Origin of the sequence: Nocardiopsis mangrovi (genome assembly GCF_042653925.1) — a bacterium.
GTDB classification, from domain to species: domain Bacteria; phylum Actinomycetota; class Actinomycetes; order Streptosporangiales; family Streptosporangiaceae; genus Nocardiopsis_B; species Nocardiopsis_B mangrovi.
The window spans coordinates 29,185-44,799 of sequence record NZ_JBHSFQ010000023.1 but is presented as its reverse complement, the minus strand read 5'-3'; the positions used below and the strand labels follow the sequence as shown (position 1 = coordinate 44,799).

12 protein-coding genes are annotated in these 15,615 nt (G+C 72.8%); 4 read left to right on the top strand and 8 right to left on the bottom strand.

Translation table 11 applies throughout. The features are described 5' to 3' along the window. Positions 1–46: 46 nt before the first annotated feature. The 6 genes from ACFO4E_RS20910 to ACFO4E_RS20885 all read right to left on the bottom strand — a co-directional run bounded on the left by ACFO4E_RS20910 (position 47) and on the right by ACFO4E_RS20885 (position 7,962). Complete coding sequence (locus ACFO4E_RS20910; RefSeq protein ID WP_378577342.1) at positions 47–1,105, bottom strand: phosphotransferase; 1,059 nt, start codon at positions 1,103–1,105, stop codon at positions 47–49. After that, positions 1,095–1,922, bottom strand: coding sequence for a guanitoxin biosynthesis heme-dependent pre-guanitoxin N-hydroxylase GntA (gene gntA, locus ACFO4E_RS20905; protein ID WP_378577340.1), 828 nt, complete (start codon positions 1,920–1,922; stop codon positions 1,095–1,097). Before gntA ends, ACFO4E_RS20910 begins: the two co-directional genes overlap by 11 nt. Next, positions 1,915–4,287 carry a hypothetical protein gene (locus tag ACFO4E_RS20900; protein ID WP_378577338.1) on the bottom strand — a complete coding sequence of 791 codons (2,373 nt, stop codon included), beginning with the start codon at positions 4,285–4,287 and terminating at the stop codon, positions 1,915–1,917. Before ACFO4E_RS20900 ends, gntA begins: the two co-directional genes overlap by 8 nt. Next, entirely contained in the window at positions 4,284–6,047 is a 1,764-nt protein-coding gene (locus tag ACFO4E_RS20895; RefSeq protein WP_378577336.1) for a carbamoyltransferase family protein, read from the bottom strand. The genes ACFO4E_RS20900 and ACFO4E_RS20895 overlap by 4 nt, the downstream gene beginning before the upstream one ends. 12 nt (positions 6,048–6,059) lie before the next feature. Next, positions 6,060–7,169, bottom strand: coding sequence for a glycine amidinotransferase (locus ACFO4E_RS20890; protein WP_378577334.1), 1,110 nt, complete (start codon positions 7,167–7,169; stop codon positions 6,060–6,062). Positions 7,170–7,713: 544 nt separating this feature from the next. After that, entirely contained in the window at positions 7,714–7,962 is a 249-nt protein-coding gene (locus tag ACFO4E_RS20885; protein ID WP_378577332.1) for a hypothetical protein, read from the bottom strand. A gap of 655 nt (positions 7,963–8,617) precedes the next feature. Here ACFO4E_RS20885 and ACFO4E_RS20880 point away from each other — a divergent pair. The 4 genes from ACFO4E_RS20880 (at position 8,618) to ACFO4E_RS20865 (ending at position 13,262) form a co-directional block, all read left to right on the top strand. Next, positions 8,618–12,058 carry a phosphodiester glycosidase family protein gene (locus ACFO4E_RS20880; protein WP_378577330.1) on the top strand — a complete coding sequence of 1,147 codons (3,441 nt, stop codon included), beginning with the start codon at positions 8,618–8,620 and terminating at the stop codon, positions 12,056–12,058. 89 nt (positions 12,059–12,147) lie between these two features. Next, positions 12,148–12,405, top strand: coding sequence for a hypothetical protein (locus ACFO4E_RS20875; RefSeq protein ID WP_378577443.1), 258 nt, complete (start codon positions 12,148–12,150; stop codon positions 12,403–12,405). Continuing rightward, entirely contained in the window at positions 12,314–12,517 is a 204-nt protein-coding gene (locus ACFO4E_RS20870) for a zinc ribbon domain-containing protein (protein ID WP_378577441.1), read from the top strand. The genes ACFO4E_RS20875 and ACFO4E_RS20870 overlap by 92 nt, the downstream gene beginning before the upstream one ends. 316 nt (positions 12,518–12,833) lie before the next feature. Further along, positions 12,834–13,262 carry an RNA-binding S4 domain-containing protein gene (locus tag ACFO4E_RS20865; protein WP_378577439.1) on the top strand — a complete coding sequence of 143 codons (429 nt, stop codon included), beginning with the start codon at positions 12,834–12,836 and terminating at the stop codon, positions 13,260–13,262. A 113-nt stretch (positions 13,263–13,375) separates the two neighbouring features. Here the strand turns inward: ACFO4E_RS20865 and ACFO4E_RS20860 are convergent, their stop codons facing one another. Both ACFO4E_RS20860 and ACFO4E_RS20855 read right to left on the bottom strand, forming a co-directional pair. Further along, entirely contained in the window at positions 13,376–14,341 is a 966-nt protein-coding gene (locus ACFO4E_RS20860; protein WP_378577328.1) for a TIGR03557 family F420-dependent LLM class oxidoreductase, read from the bottom strand. Positions 14,342–14,626: 285 nt separating this feature from the next. Then, entirely contained in the window at positions 14,627–15,451 is an 825-nt protein-coding gene (locus ACFO4E_RS20855) for an SAM-dependent methyltransferase (RefSeq protein ID WP_378577326.1), read from the bottom strand. Between the last annotated feature and the right edge of the window lie 164 nt (positions 15,452–15,615).

Sequence of the window (15,615 nt, the reverse complement as noted above, 5' to 3'; positions counted from 1 at the left end):
AGTTCCACCCGGGTTGCCGGTCAAGGGCCTCGCGGCGCATATCTATTTATAATTCCATTGACGATGCAGCGCGAAGTGTATTTCGGCCGAGATTGATCAAGTGCTTTGTTTCCGCGCCGCCGTTGCCTTTAATTGCGTGCTCCCTGGTGGCTCCGAGGAGCTCCATCGCGGCACAGGCGCGGATATATGCGGGTAGCGCCAGGTGCTCCGCAGGGCGTAATCGTTCTCGCTGTTCGTAGAGCCCGACGAGAAGCCGGGTCCGTTCCGCGATGTCCACGGAGTCCTCGTGCAGGAGGTTGACCGCGATCATCGCGAGCTCGTGCACGCGCGGGTACCTGTTCGACACCGCGAAGTCCAGGATCGTGATCGCGCCCGAATCGGCGCGCATCACGTTGGTCTTCGTCAGGTCTCCGTGGACGAGGGCTTTCGGCAGCCGGGAGACGTCGAGGCGGGCGAACTCGTGCGCGGCGCCCCGTGCCAGCTCCCGCTCCCGCGCATCCAGCAGGGGGCCGACCTCCTCGACCAGGGCGCCGATGTTCGGGATCGCCCACCAGTCGTCGACGAACTCGGGGTGCAGGTCCAGCGAGTGCAGCAGGTGCACCTGCCGGACGAGGTCGGCCAGCTCGCGGCGGGTGGGGGACGCGGCCTGCTCGAAGAACGACGCTCCCTCGACGAACTCCATGACCACCAGCAGGTCTCCGGAGAACGGGCTCCGGAGCAGGCCGTCGGATCCTCCGGACACCAGCCGCGGATGGTTGATCCCCGCGTCGGTCACCGCCCGCATGATCCGTGCGTAACGGATCGAGAGGTGTTCGGGCCGGGCGGCGGTGAAGATCTTGACGAGACGGCGTCCCGCGCCCGTGTCGATGACGACGTTGCAGTCGTCGTATCCGGTCTCCAGCACGGTGTGGCCGTGCACCGGCCCGAGCGCGCACGTTTCGGCGGCCCACCGCAGGAGGTCGGGCAGGAGGTCCGGCCGGCGGATCCGCTGCACGGCCTCGGCCGGATTGTGGATCAGCCCGGCCCCGCCGGTGCCGGAGGGTGCCCGCCCCGGTGGAGCCTGTGTGCGAGCGCCCCCGCCGCGGCCGCCCGTGTCAGCCGGCATTCCGCTCCTCCCCGGTCCGGACGGTGAGCGGGCACCGCCAGTCGGCGCCCACCGGGGCACCGGAGAACCCCGGCGCCTGCGGGTCGTCGAGAGTGGGGGGCAGGGAGGGGTTGACGTTCCCCTGGAGCCGGGAGTCGCGGGCCCGGATCTGGTCCTGGAAGGCGAGGAAGTCCTCGTCGTCGGGGAAGTTCGCACGGTCCTGTTCGAGCGGGTTGAAGATGAGCGTGGGCCAGGCGAATCGGCGGGCGTGGCGGTTGGCCCCCGGGTACAGGGTGACGACCAGCTGCCCCAGCCCTCCGATGGACAGGGCGAAGTCGGAATCCGAGGGAGACGTGGACCAGCGCGTGTCCCACGACACCTCGTCGTGGTCGTGCAGCCACTGGAGGACCGACCACACGAGCCGCTCCCAGGCGTGCTCGTCCGGGATCATGCGGGGCTCCACGAAACTCGCGACGTAGGTGTAGAACCTGCCCAGGCTGGTCCGCATCCGGGCGAATCGGGTGAGTCCGGCGAGGAGCGCCGCCAGGTCCCGCTCGTCGTGCATGTCGGAGTAGGCGGCGAAGACGTAGGAGCCGGTGCGGAACGCGGATCGGGCGCCCAGACACGGGAAGGGGGCGTCGAGGACCAGGGCGCGCAGCTGCCGCTCGATCATCTCACCGGTCGCGCGGTTCACCCGGCCGCCGAACGCGGCGCCCTCGCCGCCGCCGGACGCGTCGTCCGCGACCGCTGCGTCGCCGCTGACAGGACGCGCCGCCATCTGCGGGGCGTGGGAGCGGTGCCCCCGGCCGTGGCGCCCGGGGCCGTCGGGATCACTCATGGTCCGCCCTTCCGCCGTCCTTCCGCCGGAACGCGGTGAGCCGCAGTTCCGTGGTGATCGGGCCCTCCGCGGTCCGCAGCCACATGTCCTCATCGGCCGGCAGGAGCTCCTCGACCGCGATCTCCGCGCCGCTCTCGACCTCGCGGAGGAAGGCCGTGACCGACACGGGGGCGGCGAAGTCGAGGAGGAACGGCTTCTCGCCGGAGGCCGTGCGGACGAACACCTCGTCGGGCATCCCCCACCGCTGCTTCCACCGCCAGGCCGCGAGGTACTCCGCGATGCCGCCGCGGGCACCGCTCCCGGGCCGCGCGGGGGGAGGCACATCCCACCGCTCCCGCTGGTAGACGAGTCGGCCGATGGTGATCCGCGGCGTGTGCCCCGCGAAACGCGCGGGCCGCTTGTCGATGCCGGGAAGGGACACGGCCGAGAGCAGGCCACGCGCGGGACGGACCTCGGAGTACTCGGGGAACAGTGCGAGGCGGCGGCCGCTGTCGAGCCGGAGGAACGGCCGTGCGTCCTCCGGCAGCTCGACCGTGCAGTCGCCGATGCGGTGGGAGGCGGTCGAGCCCGGCTCCCACGCCTCCCAGTCGAACCAGAGCACGCCCTGCCCGGCCGGGGTGTAGTCGCGGGTCTTGTTCTCGCGGCGCACCCCCTGGAGGACGGGCGCGGCCCCGCCGACCAGATCGGCGATGTGCTCCCGCACATCCTCGGCCGACTCCCGCGCACCGGGGTCGAAGGTGACGAACGGCAGCTGGGTGGGCGGGCAGATGTGATGCGCCTCCGCGAGGAGCACGGTGAACTCGCCGCGTTCGATGCCGGCGCGGGAGGACGCGACCAGCATGATGTCGGGAGCGCAGAACAGCGGCCAGTCGTCGAGGTCGTCGCGGATCAGGCCCGCGTCGCGCAGCCGCTCCGCTGTCACCTCCACGCGGGGGCGGTCGGGGTCGCCCAGTACGCGGTGCCAGCGCTCCTCCCGGGCGGCGGCGACCTCCTCGGCACCCGGGTCGTGCAGGGCCAGGACCTCCTCCGCCGCCACGGCGCCCGCGCCCGGCGCGAAGCTCTCACGGAGCCGCTGCTGCTGGGCCAGCCTGACCTCGACGGCCTCGCTGGCCAGCAGCTCCAGTGCGGGCGTGAGCACCTCCGCGAGATCGGCGACCAGGCCGCCGCCCAGCCGTGTCCGCTCGATGTTGCCCACCGCCTCCTCGGTGTAGAGGAACCGGTCCGCATAGAACTCGCCCTGCCCTTGGCGGGCGGGGCGGCCGTAGCGGTCGGCGAACCACCGCTCCGCCTCCGCCAGCAGGCGTTCGCGGCGGTCCAGCGGCGCGGTCGCGAACCGGGCGCACCACAGGTCGAGGTCGTCCAGCTCCCGCACAAGACCGTCCCGTCCGGCGAGGGGCGCGTCGGGGACGAGGTCCCTCAGCGCGCCGAGCGGGTCTCCGGCCGTCGCCGGGACGCGGATCCCGATCTTGAGGGCGCCTTCCGCCTGCGCCGCCATCGCCTCCGCCCGTACGTCGCGGACCGACCGGCCGGTGGCGCCGGCGATAGCGCCGATGGTGTGCCGGCCCGTCGCCCAGGCCACCGCTGGGGGCCGCGCGCGGTCCGGGGGGACCGGGCCGTTGCCGGCGGCACCGTAGAGGCGGAGGAGGGGGGCCAGGCCGGGGCGGGCGGACCAGGAGTCGGCGACGGCCTGGGCCGCCCAATGGCTGAGCCGGACATGCCGTTGCGCGGACCGGCCGTCGCCGCGCGCCTCGCAGTGGAACGCCCGCTCGTCGTCCGTGCCGAGCTCCGCGTAGTTGATCGGGCCGTGCCGGCCCGCGGTGTCCGTCTTCAGGCAGAACCGTTGGAGGTAGCGGAAGAGGACGCGACGGGTGCCCGGCCGGTCGGCCCCGGCGGCGAACTCGCGGAGCCCGCGGGCCGCGTCCGGGCTGTTGGCGAACACCGCGTCCTGGACGGCGGAGCGGGCCGCGAGGCCGCGGAGTTCGCCGTCGATGCGGTCGGACTCGGCGGCCCACAGCGCGCCCGCGCGTTCGACCAGTTCGGCGTGGAGCTCGGCCGCGTCGTTCCACGGTTTGAGCAGCGCCGTCCGCTCGGGGTCTCCTTGATCCTCGACCACGGGCCGCAGCCGGCGGAGCGCGCGTTCCGCGCGCCGGATGCGTCGCACCCCCTCGCGCTCCCTTTCGGAACGCCGCCACTCGCCGAGCAGGCCCAGGTAGCCGCCCCGCTGTTCCCGGAGGAGCCGCTCCTGATCGAGGACGCGCCGACTCAGCTCGACGAGCCGCTCCGAGCGGAGGGGATGCAGCCAGGAGACCGGGAAGCCCGCGCTGCGGAGGACACCGCGCCGGGCGAACCGCCACTGCGCGCTCATGGCCCGCCCGCCTCGGGTGCCTTCGTGAGGACGTGGTCGCCGATCACCAGGGCGTCGAGGGCGGTCGAGTGGAAGGTGTCGAGCGCGTGGGCCGGGCTGTTGGCGATGGGTTCGCCTTTGACGTTGAGCGAGGTGTTGAGCACCGCTCCCGTCCCCGTCCGTTGCTCGAAGGCGCGGATGAGGCTGTGGTAGCGCGGATTCGCCTGCTGGGAGACGGTCTGGGGGCGCGTGGTCCCGTCCACGTGGGCCGCGGCGGGCAGCTCGGCGAGGCCCCGCTCGGTGAGCGGGATCGTGAGGAGCATGAACGGCGACTCGGTATCGGCGGCCAGGTAGTCCGTGCGCCGCTCGCCGAGGATCGAGGCCGCGAACGGACGCCACGTCTCCCGGTCCTTGACCACCCGGTTGATCCGGTCGCGCGTCCCGGGGTCGCCGGGATGCGCCAGGATGCTGCGGTTGCCCAGCGCCCGCGGCCCGCATTCCGCGCGTCCCTGGAACCAGCCCACGATCTGCCCCCGGGCCAGGAGATCGGCGGCGGTCTCCCAGGGAGCGGAGACGCGCCGGTAGGAGAGCTTGCGGTGGTCCAGGAGCGCCGTCACCTCGGATGAGGAGTACTCCGGCCCCCAGTAGGCGTGTTCGAGGGCTTCCGGGCGGGAGCCGCTCGCGCGGTAGTGGGCGTAGTAGGCGGCTCCCAGCGCCGTCCCGGCGTCGCCCGCCTGGGGCTGCACGTAGAGCGTGTCGATGCCGCTGCGGCGCTGGAGCTCCCCGTTCGCCTTGCAGTTCAGCGCGACCCCGCCCGCCATCGCCAGCCGGCGGGGACCGCGGTGGCCGCGGAAGAGGGAGTCGACCAGCCGGACGATCGTGTCTTCGAGCCGGAGCTGGGCCGCGGCGGCGACATGCGGGTACGGATCGCGGCACACCTGCTCGGCGGACGGGTGGCCCGGGAGGCCGAGCCGGCCGGCGAGCGCGGGCGGGCGGCTGACGTCCATCTTGATGTCGTCGGTCCAGACGACGCCGGGGTCGGTGGTGAAACCGGCCTCCGGCCAGCCGACGATCTCCTCGAAGAGCGAGGCGTACTTGCGGGGATCGCCGTAGGAGGCGAGCCCCATGGTCTTCTGCTCGTCGCTGAAGGGCCGGAACCCGAGGAAGGCGGTCACCGCCGCGTAGAACAGGCCGAGGGAGTGGGGCAGCGGGACCCGGTGGGTGACATGGAACCCGCCGTCGAAGTACCCGAGGGTGGTCGACTCAAGCTCCCCGAGTCCGTCCAGGACGCAGAAGTGGGTGTCGGCGAGGCCGGAACCGAAGACCGCGCCGGCCGCATGCGCCAGGTGGTGGGGGACGAACTCCAGCCGGGCCGAGCATTGGGCCGCGAAATCGCGCAGCAGCCGTTGGACGTGTGACCAGGCCGCGGAGAGCTCCGCTCGCCGGCCGGGCTCGTCGATGTCGCTGACGGGGTGGAAGTGCTCCCACTGTGCGACTCGACGGGCGAAGTCGAAGTCGTAGGCGACGACGTCGATATCCCGATAATCGATACCGGCGGTGGTGAGCAGGTATTCGATCGCATTGTTCGGAAAGAAGCGGAGTTCGAAGTCGCTCAGCGGTTCGTTCTCATTGAGCGAGGTGACGAACGTGCCCCGCGGAATATGAACGGAATGCTTGACGCGCAGGAAGCGCTCTTCCTCCGCGATGCCGACGATCGCTCCGTCGTGGAGCAGCGCCGCAGTGGCATCGTCGCGGAAACAGGAGATACCGAGAATCCACATGAACAGCCCCCGTCAGCCGAGATAGTCTTCCGGTCCTCCGTCGCGGACGATATCGAGGGTGACGCAGTGGAAGCCCCCGCCGAGGACCTGTGCGTGGCGGAGCCGCCGTGGGATGACCGAGATCCCGTGGTCCTCCAGCGCCCGTAGGAGCTTGGGCTGCGAGGCGTCCACCACGGCCAGTTCCGGGTTGATCATCAGCAGGTTCATGCTGATCCAGGGCTCGCTGAGCGTCTGGGCGAGCGCAGTGGGCTGCTCCTCGATCTGCGGGCACCACAGGATGTCCCAGCCGCGGAACGGGGCGGGAACGTCCTCCGGTCCGATCCGCCCGGGGTTCAGCATCACCAGTCCGGGGCGCAGCAGGGTGATGGTGCTGTCGATGTGGGTGTAGCCGTAGACGCCGCGCAGGGGGTGCACGCGGACATCGCCGAGAAGGCGGGTGGTCGATTCCAGCCAGCGCAGGCCCATCTCGTTCCCGCTGCGCGAGACCTGGTAGAAGAGGTCCCGGCCCAGGCGGATGACGTTCGCCGCGTCGAAGGCCGGCTCGCTCTCGCCGAGTAGCGGCAGGCCGTCCCCGTCGAACTCGTAGAGGTCGTCCCGCAGCTGGGGCTTGGGCGCCGCCAGCCAGGTCGCCCCGCGCAGCAGGTAGTCCTGGAACAGGGGCCGCAGGTTGAACAGCTCGAAGTACCGGGCGCGCAAGGGGCTGGGCACCTCGATGATGGCCGACCCGACCACGAGCGTGAGATCGCGCGGGCAGTAGTTGAGGTAGCCCTGGCTGCGCCAGTGCGGCGTGGCGAACGTGCGCTCGTGGTCGACCGCGGGGGGCTGGTGGACGACGACGCCCAGCCCGCGCAGCGTTTCCGCGAGTTCGGCGAGGTCTTCCGCAGTCTCTTCGATGACCTGGGCGGGGAATATGCCGGTCCGGATTCCCTTCAGCTCGGTGGCGGTGAGCGTCGGATAACACTGCAGCCATGCAGATGGGTCCGCCATATCGGGGACCCGGGCGTTCGTGGCGTCGCCGACGACGATTTCGCGCAGCTGCGTGAACTCGTCCCAACAATTGACGACCGGGTTTCCGGGGATCGGATCCCCGGTGGCAGGGGAAGGAGGGGTGTCCGTGGGCATGGGAAGGACTCCTGCAATCGGATTTTCAGCTGAGTTCGCCGTGGCCGCAGGTTCGGTGTTCGTCGCGATCGGAGAGTCGGACCGATGGTCGGGCTTCGAGTGGAGGACGCGCGTTCGTACGGCCGTGTCCCGGTCATTGTTCACCGAATTGGTGGGATATGTCGGTGTCGTCGTGATCGGAATGGTCGGAAGGCCGACGCGAGTAAGCCCTCTGGGGTGCGACTATAAGAAAGATTCTCCGGGAACTCCAGGGATGCGGCGGTGCGACCGGCTCCACGGGGATCCCGCGCTCGAAAGTGTGCCAAAGCCTCACCTGCGAACTTGAATGATCATTTTTCACGTGGATGCGCGTTTGGCCGGAAAAGGTCAAAGTCGCAACTTGACACATTATTTCGCCGTAGACGCCCCAGGTTCGCGTAACCCGGTATTCGACGAATGGTAGCGGCCGGTGCGCGGACGGTGACGGCGAAGGGCCGCGTGATTCCGCGTTCACACGGCGGGGCGCCGGCGGTGGGGAGGACCGCTGATCGTGCCCTGTCGGCGGTCAGCCGATCAGGTGGGGTTCGGGGATGCGGGACGTGAGGCGGGCGGCCAGCGCTTCCACGTCGGGCTGGGAGGGGCCGATGCCTTCGTCCAGGAGCTGCCGGCGCGAGTAGATCTCGTGTTCGGCGTCGGTGAGCTCCCCGCGGCGGCACACCCGGGCGTTTCCCGTGGGCGACACCGCGATGACGGTGTCGTCGGGGGAGTCCATGACGAGCAAGGCGACATGGGCCAGGGTGACGGATGCGGACACGGGTGACCTCGCGATCTGGATCAGGATTGGGTGGCGCGCGGCACGCGGCATGGGGCGCTCACTTCCTCATGTCTATCGCGTCGCAGGGACATGCCGTGGCCATGCGCGGGGAAAGGTGTGTTTACCCGTGACCCGCGAAGGGAACAGGCCGCGCCCTGCCGGGGGAGCAGGCGGTGCGCAAGGGGGCGAAGAAGGACTCCGGCACGCATGCGCGTCGGCGTGTCGCCCCCGCCTGCCGCCGGCCTCTCCCTCCGTCGACCGGCGACTTTCCCGTCCGCGGACCCGCCGGAGCCCTCTCCCGCCGAGCCGCCGTCGCGCCGCCCCGGCGGTGCGCCCTTCGTCCGCAGGTGTGGGCGGTGACCCCCGACACGCCCGGTCGGCCGGGGAGCCGGGCAGGGGCCTCTTCCGCGGGAGCGCTTGAGGTGCCGCGCGTCCCGGCGGGGCGTCGGCGGGATGTCGCCTTCTGTTTCCTGTCCGGGCGGGCGACCGCGGGTGACAATGTGGGGGTTCCGGCAGTCGAGGTGAATCCGGACCGTGAGGTCGCGGCCCGTCCCCCTTCACTTCCCAGGAGGCAGCCCTGTCCCCCAAGCCGCCCTTCCGCGCCGCCACCCGAGCCGCGATCCGCCTGCTCGTTCCGCTCCTCGTCCCGCTCCTCGTGCTCGGTCCGCCCGGCGTCGCGGCGGCCGACCCGCGTGGACCCGGGGCGGCGAACGACCCCGCCGCCGACGTCGCGGCCGGGGCGCTGGACGCCTCGTCCTACGCGCCGCTGTCGGCGCCCCTCCCCGCTGCCGGCGCAACAGATGCCGCGGACCCCGCGCCCGACCCGACCGCCCCCGGCCCCACCGCGCCCGGCGCCGCAACGGCCGACCAGGTCACCGTCTCGGAGTCCAGCGAACGAGTCGCACCCGGGGTCGACGTCAGCACCGTGCGTACCGTCGACGCCCAGGGCTGGCAGCGGTCCAACGTCCTGTCCATCGACCTCGGCGAGGGCGCCCGCATCGGCTACCTCGACCCCGGGTGGGTGGCCGCGACCGCGCCCGTGTCGGAGATGGCCGACGCCGCCGGGGCGGTCGCGGCCGTCAACGGCGGCTACTTCGACATCAACAACTCCGGCGCGCCCCTCGGCGGCGGGGTCCGCGACGGCGAGGTCGTCCTGTCCCCTCAGCAGGGATGGGAGCTCTCCGCCACCTTCGACGCCTCAGGGGTCGGCCGGGTCCAGGACCTGCTGTTCTCCGGGACGGCGACGCTCCCCTCCGGCGACGTCGCCCTCGACGCGCTCAACTCCGCCGCCCTGGGCACCGGCGAGATCGGCGGCTACACGGCCCTGTGGGGCGACCACCCGCGCACCCGGCCGGTCGGCGCGGCCGACGAGGTCACCGAGGTGCTCGTCGTCGACGGCCGGGTGGAGGCGATCTCGGACACCCCGGGCGAAGGGGATATCCCCGGCGGCGCGACCGTCCTGCTCGGCAGGGAGGACGGCGCCGCGACGCTGGCCGGGCTGGCCGAGGGCGACCCCGTCGACGTCGCGTTCACCGCCGCGACCGAGGACGGCGACGGCGTGCGCACCGCCGTGGGCGGGCGCCACCTGCTCGTCGCCGACGGCGTCGTGCAGGAGGTCGAGGCGGTCTCGCGCGCGGCCCGCACCGCCATCGGCTTCTCCGCCGACGGCCGCCGCGTCATCATCGTGACCGCGGACGGCGCCGCCACCGGCAGCCGGGCCGCGACCCTGCCCGAGATGGGGGAGCGGCTGGTCGCCGAGGGCGCCGAGGTCGGGCTGGAACTCGACGGCGGGGGATCCTCGACGCTCGTGGCCCGCCCGCCCGGAGAGGCGTCGGTGGGGGTGCGCAACGTGCCCAACGACGGCGAGGAGCGGCCCGTCCCCAACGGCCTCGCGGTCTATGCCCCCGAGTCCAGCGGCCGGGCGCACGCCTTCCGCGTGGCCACGGCCATCGACCCGGCCCTGGCGCCCACCGCGTCGCCCGTCCCCGGCGGACGCCCCGACCGCGTCTTCTCCGGGTTGACGCGGGTGCTGACCGCCACCGCCCATGACGAGGCGTTCGCCCCTGTCACCGACCCGCCCCGGCCGCGCTGGAGCGCGACGCGCGGCGAGGTCGACGGCGGCGTGTTCCGCGCCGGCCGCCCCGGGACGGCGACCGTCACCGCACGATCGGGCCGCGTCACCGGCGACGTCGAACTCCACGTGCTGGGCGAGGCAGCCCGGCTGGCCGCCGACACCTCCGGCGTCAACCTCACCGGCGACGGCGCAACGGGCGCCTTCGGCATCGTGGGCTACGACGAGCACGGGAATTCGGCCCCCATCGAACCCGCCGATGTCACGCTGGAGTACGACACGGCCCTGCTCGACATCGCCCCCGGCGACGACGGCCGGTTCACCGCCACCGCCCGCGCGGACTCGGGCGCGGCGGTGGTCACGGCGCGCGTCGGCGACCTGACGGCCCCGGTCGGCGTGACCGTCGGCGTCGAACGGCACGAGGCGGCCGGCTTCGACGACGCCGCCGACTGGCGCGCCGACTCCGCACGCGGCACCGCCGCCGTCGCACCCGCCGACGGCCGCACCGGCCCCGGCCTGCGTCTCTCCTACGACTTCACGCTCTCCACCGGGACCCGCACCGCCTACGCCTATCCGCCCGCCCCGCTGGGGGTGCCGGGGCGGACCCGCGCGGTGGGCATCTCGGTGTACGGCGCCGGCCAAGGCGAGTGGACCGCGTTCACCGTGGTCGACGCCACCGGCCGCGCCCACTCCATCTACGGCCCGCACATCGACTGGTCGGGCTGGCGGGAGATCGAGATCCCCGTCCCCGAAGCGCTGCCGCAGCCCGTGACGGTCAGCCGCTTCTACACCATCGAGACCTCGGCCGATCGCTCCTACACCGGCGAGGTCGTCCTCGACGACCTCTACCTCCTGTCGGCCCCGGCCCTCGACGTGCCGCCCGGCGCGCCGGTCCGCGACGACGTGGTGGTCACCGACGGTGGGCTCGGCGGCGCCGACTGGCGCTTCGCGGTCATGTCCGACGCCCAGTTCGTGGCCGCCGACCCCGACTCCGCCCTGGTGGAGGGCGCCCGGAGGACCTTGAGGGAGATCCGCGCCGCCCGCCCCGATTTCCTGATCATCGCCGGCGACTTCGTCGACGAGGCGTCCGACGCCGACTTCGCCCTCGCCCGGCGGATCCTCGACGAGGAACTGGAGGGCGAGCTGCCCTTCCACTACGTCCCCGGGAACCACGAGGTGATGGGCGCGTCCATCGACGGGTTCACCGAGCACTTCGGCGACCCCTACACGACGTTCGACCACGAGGGGACGCGCTTCATCACCCTCGACAGCTCCATGGGCACGCTTCGCGGCGGATCGGCGGGCCAGATCCCCTACCTCCGCGACCGGCTGGACGCGGCGCGCGACGACCCCGCCGTCGACTCGGTCGCGGTCGTCGCCCACCACCCGCCGCGCGATCCCCTCCCGGCCCAGAACAGCCGGTTGGCCGACCGCAACGAGGCGGCCCTGATCGAGGACTGGCTGGCGGACTTCCAGCACGACACCGGGAAGGGGGCGGTGTTCGTCGGCGGCCACGTCGGCGCCTTCAGCGCCTCCAGCGTCGACGGGGTGCCCTACCTGGTGAACGGCAACGCGGCGAAGTCCCCCGGAGGCGGCACCGACGAGGGCGGCTTCAGCGGCTGGACGCTGCTGGGGGTGGACCGGATCTCCGAGCGCGAGCAGCGACGCGCCGCCGCGCGCCCCTACGAGGGCGGGCCGGACTGGATCGCCGCGCAGATCCGGCCGCACGTCGACGACCTGCGGATCGTCGCGCCCGAGCGGCTGGCGGTGGGGGAGACGGCCGACATCGGGGCGGAGCTCACCCAGGCGGACCGCACGGTCGCGGTCGCCTACCCCGTCGGCGCGGACTGGTCCGGTGGGGATGGGGTGCACATCGGTCCCGTCGACGGCGACCACCCCCGGCGGGCGCTGGCCGTGTTCGACCCCGGGACCGGCGAGCTCGCCGCGCTGCGCACCGGCGAGATCACGCTCTCCGTCGAGGTCAACGGCGTGACGGCGGAAGTGCAAGTGGACCTCGTCCCGTAGCCGTCGTGGCGCCGTCCCGGCGGGGGTTGAACTCGACCAGTCCGGTTTCGAAGGTCGCGCGTTGCGCGTGTTTTCTTCCATTCGGTCAGATGGGCGTCGGTGAAGACGTTGTGCCGGTACTTGATCATGAAAACCACGTGGGCGGGCATGAGGAAGATGCAGTACCCGCCAGTGCGGAAATTATTGCAGTCGGCCAGATCCCAACCGCAGTTCGATGGCTTCGCCAAGGTCGGCCGGTGGTTTCCCAGCTCGCGGATCTGCTCGGCATGCGGATTCCGCGATGGCCCCAAACCCCTCGAGATCCGCACCTGGATCTGCCCGGAATCCGCCTGCCGCGCCACGCATGACCGGGACTTCAACGCCGCAAAGAATGTCCGATACGTTGGGCGCCGCATCCTCGCGGCGACAGAACCACTCACAGAACCACCCACCCCCGGACCGGGGGCCCGACGTCGGTAACGGCGGAGGTAAACGCCTGCGGAGCGCACGTAAGACCAGGGGAGGGCCTGGCAGCGCGCACAACCCCCACCCTGCGTGGGGAGGAACCACGAACCCACCCGGAGCCAGCGGTCCCGAGGACGGGGCCACGGCAGATGGAGAATCCCCGTGCTTTGGCGCGAGGAGGCGGAGGTCAATACAGTGCACCTGAGGGGCTCCCGCACGGGGAGCCCGTGCGAGCGACGGACAGGACTCCAGCGTGCACGACCCGGCAGACGACGCCGCCCGGCCGCAGGCCGGGGACCCCGACCCGGCCGCCGCGGCCCCGGTCCGGCCCTTGCCGGCCGGGCCGGCCGCCACGCGCGTCGACAAGTGGCTGTGGGCGGTGCGCATGACCAAGACGCGCGCGGACGCCGCCCAGGCGTGCCGCGGCGGTCACGTGCGGGTCAACGACCGGCCCGCCAAGGCCGCGACGTCGGTGTCGGTGGGCGACGAGGTCCGGCTGCGGGGCAACGGCATCACCCGCACGGTGCGCGTCGACCACGTCATCGAGAAGCGCGTCGGGGCGCCCCTCGCCGTGCGCTGCTACACCGAGTCGACCCCGGCCCCGCCGCCGGAGGCGCTGGTGCGCACCGCCGTCCGCGAACGCGGCGCGGGCCGCCCCACCAAGCGCGACCGCCGCCGCCTCGACCGCCTCCGCGAGAAGAACGCCGGCCCGGGCCCCGGGGCGGGCCCGTGGCCGGGAGCGGGGCCCTTCCCTCGCTGAGAAGCACGGCTCGACCGACCCGTGCCGCCGGCCACGGCGGCGGCCCGGGACCCGTGCGTGCGGGTGCGCCGCGGGGCCGGCCGCACCGGGGCATGGAGCATCGGCGGCCGGTGTCAGTCGCTGCGCATGTGGCGGAGCGGAGCGGCCAGTTCCGCGGTGTAGAAGTCGAAGAAGCCGTCGGGGTCGGGACCGGCGTTGATCAGGGCGAGGTGGTCGTATCCGGCGTCGACGAACCGCTGGGCCACGGCGAGGTGGCCGGCCGCCCCGGGGCCGTAGCCGAAGGTGTCCTGCATGTGGCCGGGCGAGATGAACGCGGTGGCGGCCTCGAAGTTGACCGGGTTCGGCAGCTCCGACTGCACCTTCCAGCCGGTCAGCCCGAACCGGAACTTCTCGTGCGCCGAGGCGAGCGCGGTGGCGTCATCGGGCGCCCACGCCAGCGGGATCTCGGCGTAGCGGGCCCCGCCGCCTCCGGCCTCGGTGTAGGCGCGGACGAGGTCCGCCCTGGGCTCGGTGGTGAAGAGCGCGTCGCCGAGCTCCGCCGCCAGGCGTGCGGAGCCCGGGCCGCCCGCGGCGATCGCGATCCCGGGAGGCGTGTCGGGGAGGTCGAACACGCGCGCGTCCTCCAGCGCCAGGTGCTCGCCCTGGTAGGAGCGGTATCCGCCCAGCCACAGCAGCCGGATGATCTCCAGCGACTCCCGCAGCATGGCCTGCCTCTGGGCGACGGCCGGCCAGCCCCGGCCCACCACGTGCTCGTTCAGCCGCTCGCCCGACCCGACACCGAGCGTGAACCTGCCGTCGGACAGCAGGGCGGTGGTCGCCGCCGCCTGGGCGATGATCGCCGGGTGGTAGCGGATGAACGGGCAGGTCACCCCGGTCACGAGGCCGATGCGGTCGGTTGTCGCCGCGATGGCGGCCAGGATGGACCAGGCGAAGCCGGAGTGGCCGTGGTTCTCCAGCCACGGGTGGTAGTGGTCGCTGATCTCGACGAAGTCGAACCCCGCCGCCTCGGCGCGCACCGCTTGGCGGACCAGCTCCTGCGGCGAGTATGCCTCGGCGAACAGCTTGTACCCGATCTGCATTCGGTCTCCCTCGTGCCCGGCGTCCCCAGGGGGTGTCGCCGCCGCGCGGCCGTACGGCGACGGCGTCCCCGTCGCCGCTACCCCGCGCCCGCGCACGCCATGCGTCCGGCGCGGCGGCCCGGCGCCGGACCGGCGACGAGGAGGGTGCGCTTGGCGGGGCGGCGGGCTCTGGGTTCCGGGCTCCGGGCGGCGGTTCCGGAGCCGTGTGCCGGCAGGGCTGTGAGAAGAAGGGAGGGGAGGAGGGACGGAGAAGGCACGCGGGCGGTACCGTCGTGCCCTTCCCGGTCAGGGCTTGCGGGCGACGCCGGCCCAGTAGTACGCGGCCTCGGGGTCGATCGGGCGCCGTGCCTCCGGGTGCCAGGCCATCACCGGAACGATCCCGGGGGCGACCCATTCCCAGTCGGCGAAGAACCGGGCGACGTCGGTGCGCGTGCGCGGGACCAGCGTCATGCCCGCCTCCCGGGCGTGCGCGGTGACCCGGCCGATCGCGCCGGGGTCGAACTCGGGGCCGGGGTGGCTGATCACGACGTGGCTGCCCGACGGCAGGGCGTCCAGCAGTCCGCGGACCTTGCCCCAGGGGTCGTCCTCGTCGTCGAGCAGCATCAGGATGGCCACGAGGGTCAGCGCGACCGGCCGGTCCAGGTCCAGCGTCGCGGTCAGCACCGGGTCGTCCAGCAGCCCGGCGGGGTCGGTCAGGTCGGCCTGGATGTAGGCGCTGCGGCCCTGCGGGGCGCTGATCATGAGCGCTCGGGCGTGCAGCAGCACCACGGGGTCGTTGTCGACGTAGACCACGCGGGACTCGGGCGCGACGGCCTGGGCGACCTCGTGCAGGTTGGGGCTGGTGGGGATACCGGTGCCGATGTCCAGGAACTGCCGGATCCCGGCCTCGCGGACGAGGTGGCGCACCGCACGGTGCATGAAGTCGCGGTTCTGCCGCGCCATGAAGCGCACGGTGGGGATGGCGTCGACGAACGCGCGGCCCATCTCCCGGTCGACCGCGTAGTTGTCCTTGCCGCCCAGCCACCAGTCGTAGACGCGTGCCGAGTGGGGGACGGTGGTGTCGACGCCCGGGGCCGGCGGGCCGGGGTCGGGTGCGGGGGTGCCGTGCAACGAGGGTGCCCCTTCCCGCCGGTCGCGGCGCGGATCATGGCGTGCGCCGGGTGACGCGGTGATACAGGGGATTGTCGCGCATGCCGGCGATCCCCCGCTCCGTCCGGCCCGCCCGGCGCCCCCCGGTCGACGGCACCCCCGGGCCGCCATCGCGGCCGGCGTCG

What these genes read in the sequence shown, in the direction of transcription:
- ACFO4E_RS20860 (WP_378577328.1), bottom strand. Translation starts at nt 14,341, where the DNA reads ATGCAGATCGGGTACAAGCTGTTCGCCGAGGCATACTCGCCGCAGGAG.
- ACFO4E_RS20900 (WP_378577338.1), bottom strand. Translation starts at nt 4,287, where the DNA reads ATGAGCGCGCAGTGGCGGTTCGCCCGGCGCGGTGTCCTCCGCAGCGCG.
- ACFO4E_RS20895 (WP_378577336.1), bottom strand. Translation starts at nt 6,047, where the DNA reads ATGTGGATTCTCGGTATCTCCTGTTTCCGCGACGATGCCACTGCGGCG.
- ACFO4E_RS20890 (WP_378577334.1), bottom strand. Translation starts at nt 7,169, where the DNA reads ATGCCCACGGACACCCCTCCTTCCCCTGCCACCGGGGATCCGATCCCC.
- ACFO4E_RS20875 (WP_378577443.1), top strand. Translation starts at nt 12,148, where the DNA reads ATGGGCGTCGGTGAAGACGTTGTGCCGGTACTTGATCATGAAAACCAC.
- ACFO4E_RS20910 (WP_378577342.1), bottom strand. Translation starts at nt 1,105, where the DNA reads ATGCCGGCTGACACGGGCGGCCGCGGCGGGGGCGCTCGCACACAGGCT.
- gntA (WP_378577340.1), bottom strand. Translation starts at nt 1,922, where the DNA reads ATGAGTGATCCCGACGGCCCCGGGCGCCACGGCCGGGGGCACCGCTCC.